The organism is Sporobacter termitidis DSM 10068 (genome assembly GCF_900130065.1).
Taxonomy (GTDB): Bacteria; Bacillota; Clostridia; order Oscillospirales; family Oscillospiraceae; genus Sporobacter; species Sporobacter termitidis.
This window is the reverse complement of sequence record NZ_FQXV01000002.1, coordinates 1-15,855: the sequence shown is the minus strand read 5'-3', so window position 1 is coordinate 15,855 and position 15,855 is coordinate 1. Positions and strand designations below refer to the sequence as shown.

At 57.3% G+C, this 15,855-nt stretch carries 30 protein-coding genes; 29 read left to right on the top strand and 1 reads right to left on the bottom strand.

Annotation, left to right across the window (positions count from 1 at the left end; translation table 11 throughout):
* Position 1: 1 nt before the first annotated feature.
* The 29 genes from rplB to spoVAC all read left to right on the top strand — a co-directional run bounded on the left by rplB (position 2) and on the right by spoVAC (position 14,555).
* Positions 2–838: a 50S ribosomal protein L2 gene (gene rplB / locus BUB60_RS03655; RefSeq protein WP_073076307.1), complete on the top strand. Its 837-nt coding sequence runs from the start codon at positions 2–4 to the stop codon at positions 836–838.
* A 22-nt stretch (positions 839–860) separates the two neighbouring features.
* Complete coding sequence (gene rpsS, locus BUB60_RS03650; protein WP_073076306.1) at positions 861–1,133, top strand: 30S ribosomal protein S19; 273 nt, start codon at positions 861–863, stop codon at positions 1,131–1,133.
* A gap of 14 nt (positions 1,134–1,147) precedes the next feature.
* On the top strand, positions 1,148–1,483 hold the full coding sequence (rplV, locus tag BUB60_RS03645) for a 50S ribosomal protein L22 (protein WP_073076305.1): 336 nt from the start codon (positions 1,148–1,150) through the stop codon (positions 1,481–1,483).
* 10 nt (positions 1,484–1,493) lie between these two features.
* Positions 1,494–2,483, top strand: coding sequence for a 30S ribosomal protein S3 (gene rpsC, locus BUB60_RS03640; RefSeq protein WP_073076304.1), 990 nt, complete (start codon positions 1,494–1,496; stop codon positions 2,481–2,483).
* The gene (rplP, locus tag BUB60_RS03635; RefSeq protein ID WP_073076303.1) at positions 2,483–2,908 is read left to right on the top strand and encodes a 50S ribosomal protein L16; all 426 of its coding nucleotides are present in this window, start codon (positions 2,483–2,485) and stop codon (positions 2,906–2,908) included. Before rpsC ends, rplP begins: the two co-directional genes overlap by 1 nt.
* Position 2,909: 1 nt before the next feature.
* The gene (gene rpmC / locus BUB60_RS03630) at positions 2,910–3,104 is read left to right on the top strand and encodes a 50S ribosomal protein L29 (RefSeq protein WP_073076302.1); all 195 of its coding nucleotides are present in this window, start codon (positions 2,910–2,912) and stop codon (positions 3,102–3,104) included.
* A 13-nt stretch (positions 3,105–3,117) separates the two neighbouring features.
* Positions 3,118–3,381: a 30S ribosomal protein S17 gene (rpsQ, locus tag BUB60_RS03625; protein ID WP_073076301.1), complete on the top strand. Its 264-nt coding sequence runs from the start codon at positions 3,118–3,120 to the stop codon at positions 3,379–3,381.
* 12 nt (positions 3,382–3,393) lie between these two features.
* Complete coding sequence (rplN, locus tag BUB60_RS03620; protein WP_073076300.1) at positions 3,394–3,762, top strand: 50S ribosomal protein L14; 369 nt, start codon at positions 3,394–3,396, stop codon at positions 3,760–3,762.
* Between the two features lie 12 nt (positions 3,763–3,774).
* A complete protein-coding gene (gene rplX, locus BUB60_RS03615; RefSeq protein WP_073076299.1) occupies positions 3,775–4,083 on the top strand; it encodes a 50S ribosomal protein L24 in 309 nt (102 codons plus the stop codon).
* Between the two features lie 18 nt (positions 4,084–4,101).
* Positions 4,102–4,644 carry a 50S ribosomal protein L5 gene (gene rplE / locus BUB60_RS03610; protein ID WP_073076298.1) on the top strand — a complete coding sequence of 181 codons (543 nt, stop codon included), beginning with the start codon at positions 4,102–4,104 and terminating at the stop codon, positions 4,642–4,644.
* Between the two features lie 14 nt (positions 4,645–4,658).
* On the top strand, positions 4,659–4,844 hold the full coding sequence (locus BUB60_RS03605) for a type Z 30S ribosomal protein S14 (protein WP_073076297.1): 186 nt from the start codon (positions 4,659–4,661) through the stop codon (positions 4,842–4,844).
* Positions 4,845–5,131: 287 nt separating this feature from the next.
* Complete coding sequence (gene rpsH, locus BUB60_RS03600; protein ID WP_073076296.1) at positions 5,132–5,527, top strand: 30S ribosomal protein S8; 396 nt, start codon at positions 5,132–5,134, stop codon at positions 5,525–5,527.
* Positions 5,528–5,539: 12 nt separating this feature from the next.
* Positions 5,540–6,085: a 50S ribosomal protein L6 gene (gene rplF / locus BUB60_RS03595; RefSeq protein ID WP_073076295.1), complete on the top strand. Its 546-nt coding sequence runs from the start codon at positions 5,540–5,542 to the stop codon at positions 6,083–6,085.
* Between the two features lie 16 nt (positions 6,086–6,101).
* The gene (gene rplR / locus BUB60_RS03590) at positions 6,102–6,461 is read left to right on the top strand and encodes a 50S ribosomal protein L18 (RefSeq protein WP_073076294.1); all 360 of its coding nucleotides are present in this window, start codon (positions 6,102–6,104) and stop codon (positions 6,459–6,461) included.
* Positions 6,462–6,478: 17 nt separating this feature from the next.
* Positions 6,479–7,003, top strand: coding sequence for a 30S ribosomal protein S5 (gene rpsE / locus BUB60_RS03585; RefSeq protein WP_073076293.1), 525 nt, complete (start codon positions 6,479–6,481; stop codon positions 7,001–7,003).
* Between the two features lie 13 nt (positions 7,004–7,016).
* Complete coding sequence (gene rpmD, locus BUB60_RS03580; protein ID WP_073076292.1) at positions 7,017–7,196, top strand: 50S ribosomal protein L30; 180 nt, start codon at positions 7,017–7,019, stop codon at positions 7,194–7,196.
* A 15-nt stretch (positions 7,197–7,211) separates the two neighbouring features.
* Entirely contained in the window at positions 7,212–7,652 is a 441-nt protein-coding gene (gene rplO / locus BUB60_RS03575; RefSeq protein WP_073076291.1) for a 50S ribosomal protein L15, read from the top strand.
* Entirely contained in the window at positions 7,653–8,939 is a 1,287-nt protein-coding gene (gene secY / locus BUB60_RS03570; protein ID WP_073076290.1) for a preprotein translocase subunit SecY, read from the top strand.
* Positions 8,940–8,950: 11 nt separating this feature from the next.
* Positions 8,951–9,613: an adenylate kinase gene (locus BUB60_RS03565; protein WP_073076289.1), complete on the top strand. Its 663-nt coding sequence runs from the start codon at positions 8,951–8,953 to the stop codon at positions 9,611–9,613.
* Entirely contained in the window at positions 9,582–10,337 is a 756-nt protein-coding gene (gene map, locus BUB60_RS03560; RefSeq protein WP_073076288.1) for a type I methionyl aminopeptidase, read from the top strand. Before BUB60_RS03565 ends, map begins: the two co-directional genes overlap by 32 nt.
* Positions 10,338–10,339: 2 nt before the next feature.
* Positions 10,340–10,627, top strand: a complete 288-nt coding sequence (locus BUB60_RS03555; protein WP_073076287.1) for a KOW domain-containing RNA-binding protein — start codon at positions 10,340–10,342, stop codon at positions 10,625–10,627.
* Between the two features lies 1 nt (position 10,628).
* On the top strand, positions 10,629–10,847 hold the full coding sequence (infA, locus tag BUB60_RS03550; protein WP_073076286.1) for a translation initiation factor IF-1: 219 nt from the start codon (positions 10,629–10,631) through the stop codon (positions 10,845–10,847).
* Between the two features lie 131 nt (positions 10,848–10,978).
* Complete coding sequence (gene rpmJ, locus BUB60_RS03545) at positions 10,979–11,092, top strand: 50S ribosomal protein L36 (protein ID WP_008982609.1); 114 nt, start codon at positions 10,979–10,981, stop codon at positions 11,090–11,092.
* 41 nt (positions 11,093–11,133) lie between these two features.
* Entirely contained in the window at positions 11,134–11,502 is a 369-nt protein-coding gene (gene rpsM / locus BUB60_RS03540; RefSeq protein WP_073076285.1) for a 30S ribosomal protein S13, read from the top strand.
* Positions 11,503–11,515: 13 nt separating this feature from the next.
* Positions 11,516–11,917 carry a 30S ribosomal protein S11 gene (gene rpsK / locus BUB60_RS03535; RefSeq protein ID WP_073076284.1) on the top strand — a complete coding sequence of 134 codons (402 nt, stop codon included), beginning with the start codon at positions 11,516–11,518 and terminating at the stop codon, positions 11,915–11,917.
* Between the two features lie 15 nt (positions 11,918–11,932).
* Positions 11,933–12,559 (top strand): 30S ribosomal protein S4, encoded by a 627-nt coding sequence (gene rpsD, locus BUB60_RS03530; protein ID WP_073076283.1) that lies wholly within the window; start codon positions 11,933–11,935, stop codon positions 12,557–12,559.
* 73 nt (positions 12,560–12,632) lie between these two features.
* On the top strand, positions 12,633–13,583 hold the full coding sequence (locus BUB60_RS03525) for a DNA-directed RNA polymerase subunit alpha (RefSeq protein WP_073076282.1): 951 nt from the start codon (positions 12,633–12,635) through the stop codon (positions 13,581–13,583).
* A 30-nt stretch (positions 13,584–13,613) separates the two neighbouring features.
* Positions 13,614–13,958 carry a 50S ribosomal protein L17 gene (gene rplQ, locus BUB60_RS03520; protein ID WP_073076281.1) on the top strand — a complete coding sequence of 115 codons (345 nt, stop codon included), beginning with the start codon at positions 13,614–13,616 and terminating at the stop codon, positions 13,956–13,958.
* A gap of 162 nt (positions 13,959–14,120) precedes the next feature.
* The gene (spoVAC, locus tag BUB60_RS03515; protein WP_084726224.1) at positions 14,121–14,555 is read left to right on the top strand and encodes a stage V sporulation protein AC; all 435 of its coding nucleotides are present in this window, start codon (positions 14,121–14,123) and stop codon (positions 14,553–14,555) included.
* Between the two features lie 69 nt (positions 14,556–14,624).
* Here the strand turns inward: spoVAC and BUB60_RS03510 are convergent.
* Positions 14,625–15,855 (bottom strand): 5-bromo-4-chloroindolyl phosphate hydrolysis family protein (locus BUB60_RS03510; RefSeq protein WP_073076279.1); only part of this gene is annotated, 1,231 nt, incomplete at its 5' end.

Genomic DNA, 15,855 nt, shown 5'->3' with positions numbered 1-15,855 from the left:
TATGTCTGTAAAATCTTATAAGCCCACCACTCCGTCGAGAAGGCACATGACCGTTTCCGGCTTCGACGGTATCGATAAGAAGGCAAAGCCGGAGCGGAGTCTGGTGGAGGTGCTGAAAAAGCACGCCGGCCGCAACAGCTACGGTCACATCACGGTCCGCCACAAGGGCGGCGGCAACCGCAGGAAATACAGGATCATCGATTTCAAACGGGACAAGAAGGAAGCCGCCGGCACGGTCCTGCGCCTGGAGTACGACCCCAACCGTTCGGCCAACATCGCGCTGATCGAATATCCGGACGGCGAGCGCCGCTACATCCTCGCGCCCGTCGGCCTGGGCGCCGGCGACACGGTCATCTCCTCCGAGACGGCCGACATCAAGCCGGGCAACGCGCTGCCCATCGCCTCTATCCCGGTCGGCACGGTCATCCATAACATCGAGCTTTATCCCGGCAAGGGCGCGCAGCTGGTCCGTTCGGCCGGTACCGCCGCCCAGCTGATGGCGAAGGAAGGCGAGCTGGCCCAGGTCAGGCTCCCGTCGGGCGAGTTCCGCTATATCCGCATGAACTGCATCGCCACCATCGGACAGGTCGGCAATCTGGATCACTCCAACATCAACCTCGGCAAGGCCGGCCGCAAGCGCCATATGGGCATCCGCCCGACGGTCCGCGGCTCGGTCATGAACCCGAACGACCACCCGCACGGCGGCGGCGAGGGCAAGAGCCCGGTCGGCCGTCCCGGCCCGGTCACCCCGTGGGGCAAGCCGGCCCTCGGTTATAAGACACGCAAGACGAAGAACCCGACAAGCAAGTTCATCGTCAAGCGCCGCAACGCGAAATAAGGTAAGGAGGTTCAAAAATAATATGAGCAGAAGTATTAAGAAGGGCCCCTTTGCCGCTCCCGAGCTCCTCAAAAGGGTCGATGAAATGAACAAGGCCGGCGACAAGAAGGTCCTCAAGACCTGGTCCCGCGCTTCCACCATATTCCCATCCTTCGTCGGGCACACCATCGCGGTGCACGACGGCCGCCGCCATGTCCCGGTCTACATCACCGAAGATATGGTCGGCCACAAGCTGGGCGAATTCGCGCCGACGCGCACCTTCAGGGGCCACGCCGGCAGCAGAACGACAAGATAAGGAGGTAGACCGATATGGATGCCAAGGCACATTTGAAATACGCACGCATTTCCCCGAGAAAGGTCCAGATCGTCTGCGACCTTATCAGGGGCAAGGACACAAAAACAGCGCAGGCCATACTCATGGCGACGCCCAAGGCCGCGTCCGAGCTCATGCTGAAGCTCCTCAAAAGCGCTGTCTCCAATGCTGAGAACAACCACAATCTTGATCCCGACAATCTCTTTGTCTCCCAGACCTTTGCCAACCCCGGTCCCATCCAGAAGAGGATGATGCCCAGGGCGCAGGGCAGAGGCTACAGGATCAACAAGAGAACGTCGCACATCACGATTGTCGTGAGCGAAAAGGAGTAGGGGGTAGCTTATGGGACAGAAAGTTAATCCGCACGGGTTCCGTGTAGGCGTCATCAAAGACTGGGATTCCCGCTGGTATGCCAGAAACGACAAAGTGGGCGATCTGATCGTTGAAGACTACAATATCCGCAAATATCTGAAAGGGCTCCTGTATTCCGCAAGCGTTCCGAAGATTGAGATCGAGCGCGACAACGCCAAGATCAAGATCCTCATCCACTGCGCCCGCCCCGGCGTCGTCATCGGCAAGGGCGGACAGGAGATCGAAAAGCTGCGCGTCAACCTGGAGAAACGTGTCGGGAAGCCCGTGTCGCTCTCCATCGTCGAAGTAAAGAGCCCGGATACGAACGCCCAGCTCGTCGCCGAGAGCATCGCGGCAAAGCTGGAGAAGCGCATCGGCTTCCGCCGCGCCATGAAAAACGCCATGCAGCGCGCCATGCGCCTCGGCGTCCGAGGCATCAAGGTGATGGTCGCCGGCCGCCTGGGCGGCGCTGAAATCGCCAGAAGCGAGACGTATCATGAGGGTACTATTCCGCTGCAGACGCTGCGCGCCGATATCGAGTACGGCTTTGCCGAAGCGGCGACCACCTATGGCCGCATCGGTGTCAAGGTCTGGATTTACAACGGCGAGATCCTGAACCAGACGCTCCGCACCACACCGCGGACAATGGATACGTCGAGACCGCCGAGAGAGCGCCGTCAGAACGACCGCGGCGACAGAGGCGGTTATAACCGCGGCGGCCAGGGCGGCTACAATCGTGGCGGTCAGGGCGGCTACAACCGTCCGGCTGGCCAGGGCGGTTACAATCGCGGCCCGGGTCAGGGCGGCTATAATCGTCCCGCAGGCCAGGGCGGCTATAACAACCGTCCGGCTGGTCAGGGCGGCTACAACCACGGCGGCCAGGGCGGCTATAATCGTCCGGCAGGCCAGGGCGCCGCTGCGGGCAGCACTCCGCCCGCCGCTCCGGCTCCGCAAGCTCCGAAAGAGGGAGGCGCACAGTAATGCTTTTACCGAAAAGAGTAAAATACCGTAAGGTTATGAGAGGCCGCATGACGGGCAAGGCCACCCGCGGCAACGTCGTGGTTTACGGCGATTATGGACTGCAGGCTCTGGAGCCCGCGTGGATCACCTCCAACCAGATTGAGGCCGCCCGTATCGCCATGACGCGCTACACAAAGCGCGGCGGTAAGGTCTGGATCAAGATTTTCCCTGACAAGCCGGTAACCGCAAAGCCCGCCGAGACCCGCATGGGCTCCGGTAAAGGCTCGCCCGAGTATTGGGTTTCCGTTGTCAAGCCCGGCAGAGTTCTGTTTGAAATTTCCGGCGTGTCCGAGGAGGCCGCGCGTGAAGCAATCCGTCTCGCAGGTCACAAGCTGCCGCTGAAGACCAAGTTCATCAAACGCGAGACCGAGACAGGTGGTGAATAAGATGAAGGCAAATGAGGTACGTAAACTCTCCGCCTCCGAGCTGGAGGAAAAGCTCACAGGCCTTAAGAAGGATTTATTCTTCCTGAGGATGCAGCACGCGACAAACCAGCTTGACAATCCGATCAAGATCTCCCAGGTCAAAAAGGATATTGCCCGAGTCAAGACAGTTATTCGCCAGAAGCAGCTCGGGCTGTAGGAGGAGTTAGCAGATGAACGAAGTAAGAACAGGTTCCAGAAAGACAAGGGTTGGCAGGGTTGTGTCCGACAAAATGGATAAGACGATCGTGGTCGCCGTTGAGGACCGCGTCCAACATCCTCTCTATAAGAAGATTATCAAAAGAACATATAAACTGAAAGCTCACGATGAAAACAACGAGTGCGGCATCGGCGACAGAGTCCGCGTTATGGAGACGCGCCCCCTGTCCAAGGATAAGCGCTGGCGTCTCGTTGAGATCATCGAGAAGGCAAAATAAGGAGGCGCCAACATGATACAACAGGAATCATATCTGAAGGTCGCCGACAACACCGGCGCCAAAGAAATCAAATGCATCCGCGTTCTTGGCGGCTCCAAACGGAAATACGGCAACATCGGCGATGTCATCGTCGCGTCCGTCCGTAAGGCCTCGCCCGGCGGCACCGTTAAAAAGGGCGATGTGGTCAAGGCCGTTATCGTGCGCTCCGCCAGGGGCGTGCACCGTACCGACGGTACGTATGTCCGCTTCGACGAAAACGCGGCCGTGCTCATCAAGGACGATAAAAATCCCAGAGGAACCCGTATCTTCGGGCCTGTGGCCAGAGAGCTCCGCGACAAGGATTATATGAAGATCCTGTCCCTCGCTCCCGAAGTGATATAGGGAGGGTACGAAATGGATATCAGAAAAAATGATACGGTCGTTGTCCTTTCCGGCAAAGACAAAGGCAAGGAAGGCAAGATCATCGACGTTAACCCCAGGGAAGGGAAAGTGATCGTCGAGGGCGTCAACAAGGCCAAGCGCCACAAGAAGCCCCGCAAGCAGGGCGATACCGGCGGGATCATCTCCAAGGAGACCCCCATCTACGCCAGCAAGGTCATGCGCGTTTGCCCGAAGTGCAGCAAGCCCACAAGAGCCGCCCACAGCTTTGCAAAAGACGGCGGCAAGGTCCGCGTCTGCAAAAAGTGCGGCGCAGAAATATAACGGGGAGGAGAGACTGACATGACAAGAATGAAGAAAAAGTATAACGAAGAAGTCGCTCCTGCCCTGATGAAGAAATTCCAGTACAAGAGCGTCATGCAGATACCGAAGCTCAACAAGGTCGTCGTCAATGTCGGCTGCGGCGATGCCCGCGACAACACGAAGGCGATCGAGGCCGTCGTCAAGGACATCACGGCGATCACGGGCCAGAAGGCCGTCATCACCAAGGCCAGGAAATCTGTGGCCAACTTCAAGCTCCGCGAGGGCATGCCGGTTGGCGTCAAGGTCACGCTCCGCCAGGATAAGATGTGGGAGTTCCTTGACAGGCTCTTCAACGTCGCGCTCCCCCGCGTCCGTGACTTCCGGGGTATTTCCGCCAACTCCTTTGACGGCCGCGGCAACTACGCCCTCGGCGTCAAGGAGCAGCTGATCTTCCCTGAGATCGATTACGACAAGATCGAGAAGATCCGCGGCATGGACATTGCCATCTGCACGACGGCCGGGACCGATGAAGAAGCCAGAGAGCTCTTGACGCTCATGGGCGCGCCGTTTATTCAGGCGTAAGGAGGAGAAGCAAAATGGCAAAGAAATCAATGATTTTAAAGCAGCAGAGAGAGCCCAAGTTCTCCACCAGAGGCTACAACCGCTGTAAGATCTGCGGCAGACCGCACGCCTACCTGAGGGATTACGGCATCTGCAGAATCTGCTTCCGCAACCTGGCCTATAAGGGCCAGATCCCCGGCGTTCGCAAGGCGTCTTGGTAAATTTTCCTTTATACTTCGCCTCGCGCCCTTGCAGTATCTTTATACAGCGGCGGTCGCTCGGCTTCGTCTAAAGGAAAATTTCCCTAAGCCGCATGAGGTGCGGCGCAAAAGCGCTTCGCTGAAAATCCCCGGTCCCGCAGATATAGCGGCTGCTTTCTGCGAGAAAGGTTTCATCAAATAAACGCATAACGGATGGCGAAAGGTCTGCCCTTCAGGCAGATACCTCGTCACGACAACAGGTCCCGGCGCGAAGGCGCCCGCCTGTAACTCTAATAAGGAGGAAAACTATGCAGATTACAGATCCTATTGCCGACATGCTCACACGTATCCGCAACGCCAGCTCCGCCAAGCATGCCACGGTAGACATCCCGGCTTCCAACATGAAGAAGGCAATCGCCGAGATCCTGCTCGAAGAAGGGTATATCAAGAATTATCAGCTCATCAACGACGGCATCCAGGGCGTCATCAAAGTCACGCTCAAGTATAACGGCAACGAAAAGGCCATCACCGGCCTGCGCCGCGTGAGCAAACCCGGCCTGCGCATGTATGCCGGCGCCGAGGAGCTGCCCCAGGTCCTCAAAGGGCTTGGCATCGCTATCATTTCAACATCCAGGGGCGTCATGACCGACAAGAAAGCCAGATCGGCGCATGTCGGCGGCGAAGTCCTTGCGTTCGTTTGGTAAGGGGGAGAATGAATGTCTAGAATAGGAAGAGCTCCCATTACCATCCCCGCCGGCGTTGACGTCAAGGTTTCCGACGTAAACGTCGTGACCGTGAAGGGTCCCAAGGGGACGCTTGAGAGCGCGCTGAATCCCGACATCAAGGTCGACGTCGAAGCCGGCGTCGTCAAGCTGTCGCGGCCGTCCGATCTCCAGAAGCACCGGTCTTTGCACGGCCTGTCGAGAACACTCGTGGCCAACATGATCACCGGCGTGACACAGGGCTTCAAAAAGGAGCTCGACGTGAACGGCGTCGGCTACAGGGCTTCAAAAGAGGGCAATAAGCTCGTCATGAACCTGGGCTTTTCGCATCAGGTCATCGTCGAGGAGACAAAGAATATTAAGATCGACGTCCCGGCCCCCAACAAGATCGTTATAAGCGGCATCGACAAGCAGGCCGTCGGCCAGTTTGCCGCAGATGTCCGGGGCAAGAGACCGCCCGAGCCGTACAAGGGCAAGGGTATCAAATACGCCGATGAGGTCATTCGCCGCAAAGAAGGCAAGACCGGTGCCAAAAAGTAAAGGGAGGTGTGCCTAAATGATAAAAAGACCTAATATAAACGCGCAGCGTTTAAAGCGCCACAAGAGAGTCAGAAGCAAGATCTCGGGCACGCCCGAGCGCCCGCGGCTCGACGTTTTCCGCAGTGAGAAAAATATCTATGCCCAGCTCATCGACGACGTCAGCATGACGACGATCTGCGCCGCATCCTCGGTCGAAAAAGGCTTCGAGGGCTCCGGCAGCAACAAGGAAGGCGCGAAAAAGGTCGGCCTCCTGATTGCCGAGCGTGCCAAGGCCAAGGGCATCGAGACCGTCGTGTTTGACCGCGGCGGCTATGTCTACCACGGCCGTGTCCAGGAACTGGCAGAGGGAGCCCGCGAGGGCGGCCTGAACTTTTAACGGGGGGAGGAAACAACATGGCTTACAATAACAACAGAAGAGATAACAGAAGAGAAGAAGTACAGTCCGAGTTTTCGGAAAAGGTCGTTTCCTTGAACCGTGTCTCGAAAACTGTCAAAGGCGGACGTATCTTCAAGTTCGCGGCGCTGTGCGTCGTGGGCGACGGCAAGGGCCGGGTCGGTTTCGGCCTCGGTAAGGCCGGCGAAGTCTCCGAGGCCATCCGCAAGGGCATCGAGGACGCCAAGAAGAATATCGTCACCATCACGATGACCGGCACAACGATCCCGCACGAGGTCGTCGGCGAGTTCGGCGCCGGAAGAGTGCTCTTGAAGCCGGCCCCGGCCGGTACCGGCGTTATCGCCGGCGGCGCTGTCCGCGCTGTCGTCGAGGCGGCCGGAATCCATGACATCAGAACAAAATGCCTGCGCTCAAACAATCCTCAGAACGTCGTCGCTGCGACGATGGTGGGCCTGAAGTCGCTTCGCGACGCCGCTCAGGTCGCCAGGACAAGAGGAAAGAGCGTTGAAGAAATCCAGGGTTAGGGGGGCATGCGTTATGGCAAATTTGAAGATTAAGCTGGTTAAGAGCTTAAGCGGCAGACTTGAGAAACATGTCGCCACCGCCAAGTCCTTGGGACTGACGAAAATCGGCAGCGAAACCGTGCAGCCCGACAACCCGCAGACAAGAGGCAAGATCGCGCTTATCGGTTATCTTGTCTCCGTTACAGAAGAATAAGGAGGCGCAGGGTTAATGAATTTGCATGATCTTTCACCCGCCCCGGGTTCGACGCATGTGGCCAAGCGCAAAGGCCGCGGCATCGGCACAGGCAACGGCAAAACGGCCGGCCGAGGGCATAAGGGCCAGAAAGCGCGTTCCGGCGGCGGCGTCCGCGTCGGGTTTGAAGGCGGCCAGATGCCTTTGGTCCGCCGTGTCCCGAAGCGCGGCTTCAACAACATATTCGCCAAACCTCTCGAGGCGGTCAACGTCTCGGCGTTAAACGCGTTTGACGACGGTGCGGAGATCGGTGCCCAGGAGCTTTTGGCCGCCGGCGTCCTCTCTAAATGTGCGTACGGCGTCAAGATACTCGGCAACGGCAGCATCACGAAAAAACTTATGGTCAAGGCCTCCGCCTTTTCAGAGTCGGCAAAGGAGAAAATCGAAGCCGCCGGCGGAAAGGCTGAGGTGGTTTAGGTGCTTCAGACGATACGTAATGCATGGAAAATAGACGACATCAGGAGAAAGCTCATCTTCATGCTTTTCATCCTGCTGCTTTACCGTCTGGGAAACGCGGTGCCCGTTCCGTATGTCGATCTTGGAAAGCTCAGCACGTACTTTGATTCATTGCAGAATACGGTTCTGGGCCTGTACAACGTCATGTCGGGCAGCGCTTTCTCGCGAGCTACCATATTCGCATTATCCATCCAGCCGTATATTAACGCATCTATTATCATCCAGCTTCTGACGATCGCCATCCCCGCCCTGGAACGTCTTCAGAAAGAAGGCGGTGAGGAAGGCAAGAAAAAGCTCGAAAAAATCACGCGCTACTCCACGCTCCTTATCGGCCTTATCCAGGGCTTTGGCTACTATATCCTTATCAAGAACAATGGCATGCTGGCGCCTGACGGCGTCGGTATCTGGCCGGCGATCGTCATCATCGCCTCGTTCACCGCGGGCAGTTGCCTGCTGATGTGGATGGGCGAGCAGATCACTGAATTCGGCATCGGCAACGGTATCTCGATCATCCTGTTTGTCAGCATTTGCTCGAGGTTTCCCAACAATCTGGTGCAGGCGGTCACGAAGGTTCAGCAGGATCCGTCCTCCCTTCTGCTGCACATCCTGCTCCTCCTCGGCGTGCTGCTCATCATCGTGCTGATCGTCATCGTCACCCAGTCGGAGCGGCGCATCCCGGTACAGTATGCCAAGCGCGTCGTTGGCCGCAAGATGTATGGCGGCCAGTCAACGCACCTGCCGATGAAGGTCAACATGTCAGGCGTTCTGCCGATCGTCTTTGCACAGTCGATCGCCTCCCTCCCGGCGACCATCGCGGCATTTGTGCCGGCCTGGTCCAACGGCTGGTTTATCAAGGCGTTCAACACGAATACCTGGACGTACGCGGTCATATACTTCCTGCTGATCGTCTTCTTCGCCTACTTCTACTCGACGATCCAGTTTAACCCCATCGAGGTTGCAAACAACCTCAAGAAGAACGGCGGATTCATCCCCGGCTTCCGGGCCGGTAAACCGACAAGCGAGTTTATCCAGAAGGTCCTGACGAAGATCACGCTGTTCGGCGCGCTGTATCTCTCCGTTATCGCGATTGCGCCGATTATTATCAGCCTGTTCTCGGAGACAGCGCGCAATCAGGGAATTTCCCTGGGCGGCACGTCGGTCATCATCGTTGTCGGCGTGGCACTGGATACAATGAAGCAGATCGAGGCCCAAATGCTCATGCGCCATTACAAGGGCTTCCTTGAATAGGAGTGCTCTCTATGAAAATGATTCTTTTGGGAGCGCCGGGCGCCGGCAAAGGCACCCAGGCTGAAATCATCAGCAAAAAGCTCTCAATCCCGACGATTTCAACAGGCAATATCCTGAGGGCGGCCATCAAAAACGGTACGCCCGTCGGGCTGAAGGTCAAAGCCTATATGGAGTCCGGGGCGCTTGTCCCCGACGAGGTGATCATCGGGATCATGAAGGAACGCCTGGCTGAGCCGGATTGCCTGGGCGGCTACATCCTCGACGGTATGCCGAGGACGATCGCCCAGGCGGAGGCGCTGGAGGATGCCGGCATCGACGTCGATGTCGCCATCGAGATCCAGGCGTCCGACGACAGTATCGCGGCGCGATTGACGGGACGGCGCACCTGCCTTACCTGCGGTGCGACCTACCACGTCGAGACGAACCCGCCGAAGAAGGAAAACGTCTGTGACAAATGCGGCGGCGCGCTGATCAGGCGTCACGACGATGAGCCGGAGACGGTGAAGCACCGCCTGAAGGTCTACCACAAGGAGACCGAACCGCTCATTGACTTCTACAGGTCGAGGGAAAAACTCCGGTCGGTCGCCGATAATAGCATCGAGGAGACGGCCGCCGAGATATTTGTGACTCTGGGGATAAAAAATGATAAAGCTGAAGTCCTCAAGAGAGGTTGAGCTCATGCGCCGGGCGGGAAGAGTTACCGCCGAGGCGCTCCGGCTGGCCGGTACCATGGCCAAAGTCGGCGTTACAACAAAAGAAATCGATACGGCGGTCTATGAGTTCATCAAATCGCGCGGCGCGGAGCCCACGTTTCTGAACTACAACGGCTTTCCCGCCAGCATCTGCGCTTCCGTCAACGAGCAGATCATCCACGGTATTCCGGGAGATCGCGTCCTGCGCGACGGCGACATCATCAGTGTCGACGTCGGCGCCACGCTGGACGGCTATGTGGGGGACTCGGCGCGCACCTTCCCGGTCGGACGGTGCAGCAAGGAGGCGCTCAGGCTCATAGACGTCACAAAAAAGAGCTTCTTCGAAGGTATCCGGTACGCCAGGGAAGGCTACAGGATTTCCGATATCTCGCATGCCGTGCAGAGCTTTGTCGAGTCAAACGGCTTCTCCGTTGTCCGCGAATACGTGGGACACGGCGTGGGCTCCAACATGCATGAGCCGCCTGAGGTGCCGAACTTCGGCAGCCCGGGGCACGGCGTCCGCGTGGTGCGGGGCATGACCATCGCCGTTGAGCCGATGGTAAACGCCGGCGGACCGGCCGTGAAGGTTCTGGGCGACAGATGGACCGTTGTCACGCGCGACGGAAGCCTGTCGGCCCATTACGAGAACACCCTTCTCGTCACCGACGGAGAGCCGGAAATTCTCACGGTGGCAGGGAATGTTTGACCATGGACATCGAGCGGTCGGACATTGTCGTGGCCCTATGCGGCAGGGACAAGGGGAAAATCTTCTTCGTTGTCGGCATGGAGGAAATATACGCGCTTCTCTGCGATGGCAAATCGCGCCGGATCGACAAACCGAAACGGAAAAAGCTCAAGCACGTCCGGTTCGAATCGAAGAGCGACTGCCGGACCGCTGCGAAGATCAAAAACGGCGACAAGGTCACCAACAGCGAAGTGCGGAAAGCCCTCGCCGAGTACGCATCAATATATCGCGGAGAAAAAGGAGGTATGTAAAATGGCGAAAGACGATATGATCGAGCTTGAAGGCACAGTTGTGGAATCGCTGCCCAACACCATGTTTCAGGTGGACATTGGCGGCGGTCACACGATACTGGCGCATATCTCCGGAAAGCTCCGAATGAATTTTATCCGAATCCTGCCGGGAGACAAGGTGACGGTACAGATGTCCCCCTACGACTTAACGCGCGGCAGGATTACATGGCGCAGCAAATAACCCGGAGCACGTGTTGCGGCGTATTACAGCAAAACTGATATGAGTCCCGATAATATCTTGTCATTTCCCCGGCGAGGGATGATAAGCGACGTCAAGAGTTTAATTCTTCGCCGGAGAAATGGATGTTTCATATGAAAGTAAGACCGTCCGTTAAGCCCATGTGCGAGAAGTGCAAGGTCATTAAACGCAAGGGCAAAGTCATGGTAATCTGCGAAAACCCCAAACATAAGCAAAGACAGGGTTAACTTCTGATTCCTCATTTGAACGAAAGGAATGATTGAAAAGTATGGCACGTATTTCCGGCGTTGACCTGCCCAAGGACAAAAGGATCGAAATCGGTTTGACATATGTCTACGGCATCGGCAGGACGAGCGCCAAGAAGATTCTGGAGGCAACCGGTATCAATCCCGACACGAGAGTCAAGAATCTCACCGAGGCGGAAGAGACAGCCCTGCGTGAGATCATCGATAAGAACTATACGGTAGAGGGCGACCTCCGGCGCACCGTGGCGCTGGACATCAAGCGCCTGACCGAGATCGGCTGCTATCGCGGCACACGCCACAGAAGGGGTCTCCCCGTCCGCGGCCAGAGAAGTAAGACAAACGCGCGCACCCGCAAGGGACCGAAGCGCACGATCGCCAACAAGAAGAAGTAAGGGAGGGGTTTGAATGGCAGCACCCGCTAAAGGCAAAAAGGTCGTTAAAAGGCGCCGTGAGCGCAAAAATATCGAAAAGGGCGCAGTTCATATCAGCTCGTCCTTCAACAATACAATGGTCACCATTACGGATACCGGCGGAAATGCCCTCTCCTGGGCGTCGGCCGGCGGAATGGGGTTCAGGGGAAGCAGAAAGTCCACGCCCTTTGCCGCGCAGACAGCCGCCGAGACCGCGGCGAAAGCGGCGATGGAGCACGGGCTCAAGACCGTCGAGGTCTTTGTCAAGGGCCCCGGCTCGGGCCGCGAGGCAGCCATCCGCGCGCTGCAGTCGGCCGGTCTTGAGGTCACGATGATCAAAGACGTGACGCCGATTCCCCACAACGGCTGCCGTCCGCCGAAAAGACGCAGAGTTTAAGGAGGAAATGATACTATGGCAAGATATACCGATGCAGTTTGCCGCCTCTGCCGCAGGGAAGGCCAGAAGCTTTTCCTGAAGGGTGACAGGTGCTATACGGAAAAGTGCGCCGTTGACCGCAGACAGTACGCCCCCGGGCAGCATGGCCAGGGCAGGGCGAAAACGTCCGAATACGGCACGCAGCTCCGTGAAAAGCAAAAAGCGAAAAGATATTACGGCGTCCTTGAGAGCCAGTTCCGGAATTATTTCGATATGGCCATCAAGATGAAGGGAAAAACGGGTGAAAACCTCCTGTCCCTCCTGGAGCGCCGCCTTGACAATACGGTCTACCGGCTTGGCTTTGCCATGAGCCGCGCTGAGGCCAGGCAGCTTGTCCTGCACGGGCATTTCACAGTCGACGGCAGAAAGGTGAACATTCCTTCTTTCATCGTGAAGCCGGGTATGGTGATCGCTCTCCGGGATCAGAGCCGCAGCCTTGACAAATTCAAATCGGTGATCGAGGCAAACTCCTTCAGGCAGCCGCCGAAGTGGCTTGACTACAATGCTTCCCTGCTGGCGGCCAAGGTCCTCGAAAATCCGACCAGGGAAGAGATTGACCTGCCCGTTCAGGAGCAGCTGATCGTCGAGCTCTACTCGAAGTAACAAACAAGCCCTCAAATTGGATAGCTGATACACGTAGGCGCGTCATCGCGCTGATCATTGAAGGAGGGTATATATGGTAGAAATAGAGAGACCGCGTATTGAATGTATTGAGACGCCCGGCGATGACTCTTATGGCAAGTATGTTGTTGAACCACTTGAACGCGGTTACGGCACGACCTTAGGAAACTCCCTTCGCAGGATTCTTCTGTCCTCTCTCCCCGGTACAGCGGTCACGACGGTGAAAATCGCCGGAATACAGCACGAGTTCTCGACCATACCGGGCGTTAAGGAAGACGTCACCGAGATTATATTAAACATCAAACAAATCATCGCGCGGCTCCACAGCCAAAGGACGAAGACAATATATATAGAGGCCTCCGGCGAGGGCGAAGTGACCGCCGGAGACATCAAGCCCGACAGCGAGGTCGAAGTCCTGAATCCCGAGCTCCATATCGCCACGCTGGGCCCCGAGGCGGCGCTCAGTATCGAGATGACGATCGGGCACGGCAGAGGCTATGTCTCGGCTGAAAGGAACAAGCTCCAGCAGCCGATCATCGGCGTCATCCCGATCGACTCGATCTACACGCCGGTTCAGAAGGTTAACTATGCGGTTGAAAACACGCGTGTGGGCAACATGACGGACTTCGACAAGCTGACGCTGGAGGTCTGGACGGACAAGACGATCTCGGCCAGAGATGCCGTCTCCCTGGGCGCGAAGATTCTCTGCGACCATTTCGCGCTGTTCACGGACCTGTCCGAGACGATCAGCAGCAAATCCACGGTCGTTGAAAAGGCCGAGACCCAGAGAGACAAGGTGCTGGAGATGACGATCGAGGAGCTTGACCTCTCGGTCCGGAGCTTCAATTGTCTCAAGCGCGCCAACATCAATACGGTGGAGGACCTGATCTCCAAGTCCGAGGATGAGATGATCAAGGTCAGAAACCTTGGACGCAAGTCGCTGGAGGAAGTTGTCCATAAGCTGGCGATGATGGGGCTCTCCCTGCAATCCGACGACAACGGCTAAGCAACACATCTCATAAAGGAGGCAAACGATATGCCTGTTATACGTAAACTCGGCAAAACAACCGACCAGCGCATTGCGATGCTGAGGCAGCAGGTCACCGATTTCCTTGACAAGGGCAACATGGAGACGACCGTGGCCCGCGCAAAGGAGATCGCACCGCTGGCCGAAAAAATGATTACCCTTGGAAAGAAGAACACGCTGGCGTCCAGGCGTCAGGCGATGTCGTTCATCACAAGAGAAGATGTTATGACCAAGGTCTTCAAGGAGCTGGCGCCGCAGTATTCCGCGCGGAACGGCGGCTACACCCGCATCACGCGCATTGGAACACGCCGCGGCGACGCCGCCGAGATGGCGGTCATTGAGCTGGTGAAATAAAGTAAAAGGCAAAACGGCAAGGGCAGAGCCCTTGTCCTACGGCGCACGGTAAACCCGGCGTATCGCTGTAGGGCAAGGGCTCTGCCCTTGCCGTGCGCGGGGAGCTTTTTTTGAATAATCATCTGTCATCAGGAAAATCTATCAACGAGGTGAGAAATACAGATGAAGATGACAAAAAATGAGTACAGCAGGTATGTGGAAAGAAAAGCGCCCAAATCGCCGCTTGCCCTCAATATGCTGAAGGCCTTCGTCTCCGGCGGGCTGATCTGCTGCATCGGCGAGGCGATTTTAAACGGCTTCAGCACGATCCTGCCGAAGGACGGCGCCGGCGCGGCCACCTCGGTCACACTCGTTTTCCTGGGTGCGCTGCTCACGGGCCTGAAGGTTTATGACAACATGGCGAAATTTGCCGGCGCCGGTACTCTGGTGCCGATTACAGGTTTTGCGAACTCCGTCGCGGCGCCGGCGCTGGAATTCAAAAGCGAGGGCTTCGTTATGGGCATGAGCGCAAAAATGTTTATTATTGCCGGCCCCGTCATCGTTTTCGGCATCATCGCGTCGGTCGTCTACGGCGTTATATATTGTCTGGTTAAGTGAAGTGAGCCGACAAGGGACGCGAAAACGAAAAAAGGGCGGCCATCGGCCGCCCATACATATTAAGGATTTTCAGTGTCCGCCGGCCGCTTTCATAATGCCGCCGTCGCTGGTGAGGCCGTCCTGCTCCATCAGGTTCTCCAGTACGTTGATGTCGGCGGAGATGTCCAACTTATCCGACTTGAACAGATTGTCCAGCTGCTGCTCATAGCCGGCCGCCAGCGTGTCGAGAATCCTCTCGATATCCTGCTTGGTCGAGGTGATGTTTTCTCCGTCGATGCCCTGACGTTCCAGCGTCTGATAAGAATGCAGGAGCTTCAGCGTGGTCGGCAGGTAATAGGTCATGAAGCGGCGGATCTGGGGCAGCTTTTCCGGCTTTTCCTCCACAAGCCTGAAAATTTTGGCCGTCAGTTCCTCAATGCGTCCGATCTTTTCGCAGATGGTCGGGTCGGAGGTCTGAGAGCAGAGCATGTGGAGCTCATTGATAACCGCCACGTACTGGTTGCCGCTGCCGGCAGATGCCGACGCGTCGCTTTCCTCCGCCGCGGCGGTATTGCGCGCCTTTTCCGCAGCCTCGAGAGACAGAACGAGACTGTCAAGTCCACTGTCAATATAGGCGTTTTCGCCGAAAAAGCCGCTGTCGATCATGGCCTGCAGTGATTTGCGCGTCTTTTTTGGGGACTCGCCCACAGCTTTGGAAATCTCGGTGACAGGCATGATCTCCCGACTGCCGATGACGGCGGCGTACTTGTTGAAACGGCTGATGCGCTTGAGCACGGTGCCGCGTATTCCACCGGACAGGACGGCGCCCAGAAGCGAAAATGCGCCGAAGATCGTCATGCCCAGATTCGTTGCGCTGATGCCGGCGGTCGCCAGGGCGCTGATACCGGAGGAAAGAAAGATCACGCCAAGAATACCTAAGACGACGGCCAGCACCGTTAAGGCGATGGCAAGGTTTCTGGCGGGCGTCTGTTTCTTTTCAGCCGATTTGCCCGGCTTCCCGCGGCGCACTGCTTCCGCCTGCGCGTGAGGTTGCCCGCTGGGAGCGGTCCGGGCGGACGCCGCTGTGCCCGCGGCCTGATATGGCGGCCGGAACGGCGCGGCTTGCTTATAATAGCCTCGCGGATTTGAGGCGTACCCGGACTGCGCCTCCTGCCGGTACTGGGGCGGTCTTTGCTGATATGCGGCCCCGCGGCTGCCAGAGGACGATTTCCTGCCGCGCGCGCCGACAAAGACCTTCCTGAGCAGCAAGATCAGCCCCAGCGGCGGAAAGGCAACAAGGCAGGCAATGACGATCAGCCAG

Bases quoted from the DNA above. Each gene is read 5' to 3' on its own strand.
- infA (WP_073076286.1), top strand. From the start codon at position 10,629: ATGGCGAAAGACGATATGATCGAGCTTGAAGGCACAGTTGTGGAATCG.
- BUB60_RS03525 (WP_073076282.1), top strand. From the start codon at position 12,633: ATGGTAGAAATAGAGAGACCGCGTATTGAATGTATTGAGACGCCCGGC.
- rpmJ (WP_008982609.1), top strand. From the start codon at position 10,979: ATGAAAGTAAGACCGTCCGTTAAGCCCATGTGCGAGAAGTGCAAGGTC.
- BUB60_RS03605 (WP_073076297.1), top strand. From the start codon at position 4,659: ATGGCAAAGAAATCAATGATTTTAAAGCAGCAGAGAGAGCCCAAGTTC.
- rplB (WP_073076307.1), top strand. From the start codon at position 2: ATGTCTGTAAAATCTTATAAGCCCACCACTCCGTCGAGAAGGCACATG.
- rpsS (WP_073076306.1), top strand. From the start codon at position 861: ATGAGCAGAAGTATTAAGAAGGGCCCCTTTGCCGCTCCCGAGCTCCTC.
- rplE (WP_073076298.1), top strand. From the start codon at position 4,102: ATGACAAGAATGAAGAAAAAGTATAACGAAGAAGTCGCTCCTGCCCTG.
- rplP (WP_073076303.1), top strand. From the start codon at position 2,483: ATGCTTTTACCGAAAAGAGTAAAATACCGTAAGGTTATGAGAGGCCGC.
- rplN (WP_073076300.1), top strand. From the start codon at position 3,394: ATGATACAACAGGAATCATATCTGAAGGTCGCCGACAACACCGGCGCC.
- rplR (WP_073076294.1), top strand. From the start codon at position 6,102: ATGATAAAAAGACCTAATATAAACGCGCAGCGTTTAAAGCGCCACAAG.
- BUB60_RS03565 (WP_073076289.1), top strand. From the start codon at position 8,951: ATGAAAATGATTCTTTTGGGAGCGCCGGGCGCCGGCAAAGGCACCCAG.
- rplV (WP_073076305.1), top strand. From the start codon at position 1,148: ATGGATGCCAAGGCACATTTGAAATACGCACGCATTTCCCCGAGAAAG.
- rpsM (WP_073076285.1), top strand. From the start codon at position 11,134: ATGGCACGTATTTCCGGCGTTGACCTGCCCAAGGACAAAAGGATCGAA.
- rpsD (WP_073076283.1), top strand. From the start codon at position 11,933: ATGGCAAGATATACCGATGCAGTTTGCCGCCTCTGCCGCAGGGAAGGC.
- BUB60_RS03555 (WP_073076287.1), top strand. From the start codon at position 10,340: ATGGACATCGAGCGGTCGGACATTGTCGTGGCCCTATGCGGCAGGGAC.
- rplQ (WP_073076281.1), top strand. From the start codon at position 13,614: ATGCCTGTTATACGTAAACTCGGCAAAACAACCGACCAGCGCATTGCG.
- rpmD (WP_073076292.1), top strand. From the start codon at position 7,017: ATGGCAAATTTGAAGATTAAGCTGGTTAAGAGCTTAAGCGGCAGACTT.
- rpsQ (WP_073076301.1), top strand. From the start codon at position 3,118: ATGAACGAAGTAAGAACAGGTTCCAGAAAGACAAGGGTTGGCAGGGTT.
- rpsK (WP_073076284.1), top strand. From the start codon at position 11,516: ATGGCAGCACCCGCTAAAGGCAAAAAGGTCGTTAAAAGGCGCCGTGAG.
- rpsC (WP_073076304.1), top strand. From the start codon at position 1,494: ATGGGACAGAAAGTTAATCCGCACGGGTTCCGTGTAGGCGTCATCAAA.
- rplF (WP_073076295.1), top strand. From the start codon at position 5,540: ATGTCTAGAATAGGAAGAGCTCCCATTACCATCCCCGCCGGCGTTGAC.
- rpsE (WP_073076293.1), top strand. From the start codon at position 6,479: ATGGCTTACAATAACAACAGAAGAGATAACAGAAGAGAAGAAGTACAG.
- map (WP_073076288.1), top strand. From the start codon at position 9,582: ATGATAAAGCTGAAGTCCTCAAGAGAGGTTGAGCTCATGCGCCGGGCG.
- rpmC (WP_073076302.1), top strand. From the start codon at position 2,910: ATGAAGGCAAATGAGGTACGTAAACTCTCCGCCTCCGAGCTGGAGGAA.
- rplX (WP_073076299.1), top strand. From the start codon at position 3,775: ATGGATATCAGAAAAAATGATACGGTCGTTGTCCTTTCCGGCAAAGAC.
- rplO (WP_073076291.1), top strand. From the start codon at position 7,212: ATGAATTTGCATGATCTTTCACCCGCCCCGGGTTCGACGCATGTGGCC.
- rpsH (WP_073076296.1), top strand. From the start codon at position 5,132: ATGCAGATTACAGATCCTATTGCCGACATGCTCACACGTATCCGCAAC.
- spoVAC (WP_084726224.1), top strand. From the start codon at position 14,121: ATGAAGATGACAAAAAATGAGTACAGCAGGTATGTGGAAAGAAAAGCG.